The organism is Fibrobacter sp. UWCM (genome assembly GCF_900129735.1).
In the GTDB taxonomy this organism is placed as follows: Bacteria; Fibrobacterota; Fibrobacteria; order Fibrobacterales; family Fibrobacteraceae; genus Fibrobacter.
In genome coordinates, this window is sequence record NZ_FQWR01000054.1 from 1 (window position 1) to 3,085 (window position 3,085).

Sequence of the window (3,085 nt, forward strand, 5' to 3'; positions counted from 1 at the left end):
CGAACTTCTGCAGCATGCGCATTACGCGCGCCGTGCGGAATTTCGTCAAGACCGGCGAAGTTGGCGACGTGTAAAGCCCGCGCAGTTTATTAAACAGCCCGCGAAAGCGGGCTTATTTTATACATAAAATTTAAAACAAAATGCGAATTCTTACACGATGGTAAGGATATCCGCGAAACCCGTCACGTCAAAGATTTCCTTGATTTCGGGGCACACGTTGCGAATAAACATCTTGCCCTGCTTGTTCATGACCTTCTGGGCAGAAAGCAGCACGCGCAGGCCTGCAGAAGAAATGTAAGAGAGCTTGGCGAAATCGAAATTCAATTCGGTAACGCCATCAAGTTTTCCGACGACCTCAGCCTCGAGCTGCGGGGCGGTCATGGTATCCAAGCGCCCTTCCAGGGCAAAGCTCAAAACGTTGTTTTCGAGTTTCTTTTCAATCTGCATATTAACCTCTTTTTTAAAACTTTCCATGTGGCCTAGCCCAGTTTCTTCGTAATCTTGAGAATGTTCTTCTCGCCGTCGCGCTTGTATTCCATCTGGTCCATCGTCTTCTTGACCAGGAAAATGCCAAGCCCGCCAATCTCGCGGTCGTCGGCAGAGAGCGTAACATCCGGGTCGGCCTTCGCAAGCGGGTCGTACGCCACGCCATTATCGATAAACGTCAGGCTAGCCGAAAGAACGTCTTCCACGACTTCCAGAACAAGCGTCATCTTCGACGAGCCGGAATAATGCACCACGTTGCTAAAAAGTTCATCGATTGCAACGTTAATCTGCATCTGGGCCTTCATCGAAGGTTCAAACGGTTCAAGTTCCTTCTCCACGAACGCCGTCAGGGCGTTGATGTTCTCAATCTTGGAATCAACAGTTATTTCTTTCTTCAAATTCCGCATAGTCAAATCCTAGCGAGAAAGAATTTAGAAAAATTACCGAAATGTCCATGCTAGCGCTTCGCCTTTTCCCTGTACAGCGCCTCGTCGGCACGTTCAAACAGGTCTTTCAGGGTTTCGCCCTTCCCGCGGCCAGAGGCATACCCGATGCTCAGGCACAGGCGGTACGGGAGAGTTTCGTCCCTGAGGGCGATTTCTTCATTGATAGCATCTTTCAGGGCCTCCGCGGCAGAGGCATCGGGCAGTTCCGCCACCAGGTTGAACTCGTCACCGCCAAAGCGCGAAATGAAGTGCCCGCGCGGGCCACAAACCTTCTTGAGCACGTCGGCAACCGTAATCAGCGCGCGGTCGCCTTCGTGATGCCCGAAGTTGTCGTTGATGTCCTTGAACTTGTCCACATCGAGCACGAACAGGTACAGCGAGCCCTTCGCCGAATTCTGCCCCATCTTGGAATCAAGAAACACGTTCAGCTGGTTCCTGTTGTTGAGCTTGGTGAGCGGATCTGTCGAAATCATGCGGGATTGCAGTTCGAGGAACACCCAAAGCACGGCAACCACCATCGAGTATACCGAGAAGGGATGCGTGCCCGTAAAGTACTCGAGAACAAAGAAGAATGCGGGCAACACGCCACACGACGCCAGTGCCAGGTACAAAAGCTTGTCGGAGTAGTAGCGCCTAATGAACACGCGACGGCCCGCAATAAAGCCTGTCCCCAGCATGTAGAAGCAACAAATGGCAATATAGACAAAGTAAATGCTACCGCGGATAGCGTGGTTGTCGGGGCTAATGCGATAAATCCAGCCCTGCGATATGGAACACACGATAAGTAAGACGCCCACCATCAAGGGAATCAGCAAATAGAGCAAGGTCCGCTTCTGGTGCCAAAAATGGAGCTGCAGGTTGTAGCCCACAAAGCGAAGCCACTGGAACGCGAGGAACAGATTCAGCGAGAGGAACGCGATGCAGCAGACGTGGTTCACGGCTATGGCGGCCGGGGTAGCGTGCCCCTCGACCATCTCCGACACGAGGTCGAAGACGAAAAGCATCATAATCATCACGAACACGTGCGTGAGGATGGTCTGGTCGGCTAGCCTGTTCAGGCTCGTGCGGAGCGCCCTGAGCATCACGGCGAGGACCGCAATGCAGAACAGGCTTATTTCGGCATATTCAAGCAAGTACTCGCTCATACCCGATCCACCTTCTTGCGCTTCTTGATTTCATAAAGGGACTCGTCCGCCCTGCGGCCAAGGGATTCCTCGGTTTCGCCCTTCCGGAGCCTTGCGTACCCGATGCTCATCTTGAGTGCGTACGGAAGCCCGATAGACCTCTTTTCCAGCTTTTCCTCGATGGCGGTGCAGAGTTCATTCGCGGCCTCGTCGTCCGGGAGGTTCGCGAACACCACGAACTCGTCGCCCCCGTAGCGCGAAATAAAGTGCCCGCGCGGGCCACACACGAGTTTCAGCACCATCGAAACAATCATGAGCGCGTTATCGCCCTCCATGTGGCCGTAGGTATCGTTGATACCCTTGAACTTGTCGAGGTCCATCGCGAACTGGTAAAGCATCTTGCCCGGGATTTCTTGCTTGAACCGCGAACTCAGGTAGATGCTCGCCTGGTTGCGGTTGTTGAGGCGGGTCAGCGGGTCGAGCGAAATCATCTCGCGCTGGATTTCGAGGAAAACCACCACGAGGCCGAGGGTCGCACCCACGCAGAAAACCGAAAGTCCGGGGTACTCAATCTGGACAATTTCTGCAAAAAACGGCAAGAAGCCGAGCGCCGAGATGGCATAAAGCTTGTTCTTGTTCACCAGTTCACGCTTGCGCTTGATGGCGAAAACCGCGACAAAGAAGGAATACAGCAAGTACGCGAAGATGAGGCTCACGTGCAAAATGAGGTATTCGCCACGCTGGTAGTGGTTCGTGGCATCCACGGTGAAGAACCACCCTGTCCAGATGGAGGCAATCGCCATGAAGGCAACCACAATCATGGGCAGCAAGAACAGCACCCTGTAGAACTTCCACAGCTTGAGCCTGTTCCCCGAAAGGAACAGCGAATAGCGGCTCCAGTAATAGCACACGACGCCACTTTGCGCAAAATAGGCGGCGTTTACAATCTTGTTTATCAGCGGGCCGTGGGAAAACGAAGTCCCGTCCAGCACTACCCAGAGAATGTCGAACGAAAAAAGGAGCAGCGAA

4 protein-coding genes are annotated in these 3,085 nt (G+C 53.3%); all 4 read right to left on the reverse strand.

Going from position 1 to position 3,085, the window contains the following annotated elements; all coding sequences use genetic code 11:
* Positions 1-150: 150 nt before the first annotated feature.
* On the reverse strand, positions 151-447 hold the full coding sequence (locus BUB22_RS15885; protein WP_072811964.1) for an STAS domain-containing protein: 297 nt from the start codon (positions 445-447) through the stop codon (positions 151-153).
* A 32-nt stretch (positions 448-479) separates the two neighbouring features.
* Positions 480-893, reverse strand: coding sequence for an ATP-binding protein (locus BUB22_RS15890; RefSeq protein WP_073116650.1), 414 nt, complete (start codon positions 891-893; stop codon positions 480-482).
* Between the two features lie 50 nt (positions 894-943).
* Positions 944-2,077 carry a GGDEF domain-containing protein gene (locus BUB22_RS15895; protein ID WP_073116652.1) on the reverse strand — a complete coding sequence of 378 codons (1,134 nt, stop codon included), beginning with the start codon at positions 2,075-2,077 and terminating at the stop codon, positions 944-946.
* The coding region (locus tag BUB22_RS15900; RefSeq protein WP_073116654.1) for a GGDEF domain-containing protein at positions 2,074-3,085 on the reverse strand (1,012 nt) is incomplete at its 5' end. The genes BUB22_RS15895 and BUB22_RS15900, both read right to left, overlap by 4 nt.

What these genes read in the sequence shown, in the direction of transcription:
- BUB22_RS15895 (WP_073116652.1), bottom strand. Translation starts at nt 2,077, where the DNA reads ATGAGCGAGTACTTGCTTGAATATGCCGAAATAAGCCTGTTCTGCATT.
- BUB22_RS15885 (WP_072811964.1), bottom strand. Translation starts at nt 447, where the DNA reads ATGCAGATTGAAAAGAAACTCGAAAACAACGTTTTGAGCTTTGCCCTG.
- BUB22_RS15890 (WP_073116650.1), bottom strand. Translation starts at nt 893, where the DNA reads ATGCGGAATTTGAAGAAAGAAATAACTGTTGATTCCAAGATTGAGAAC.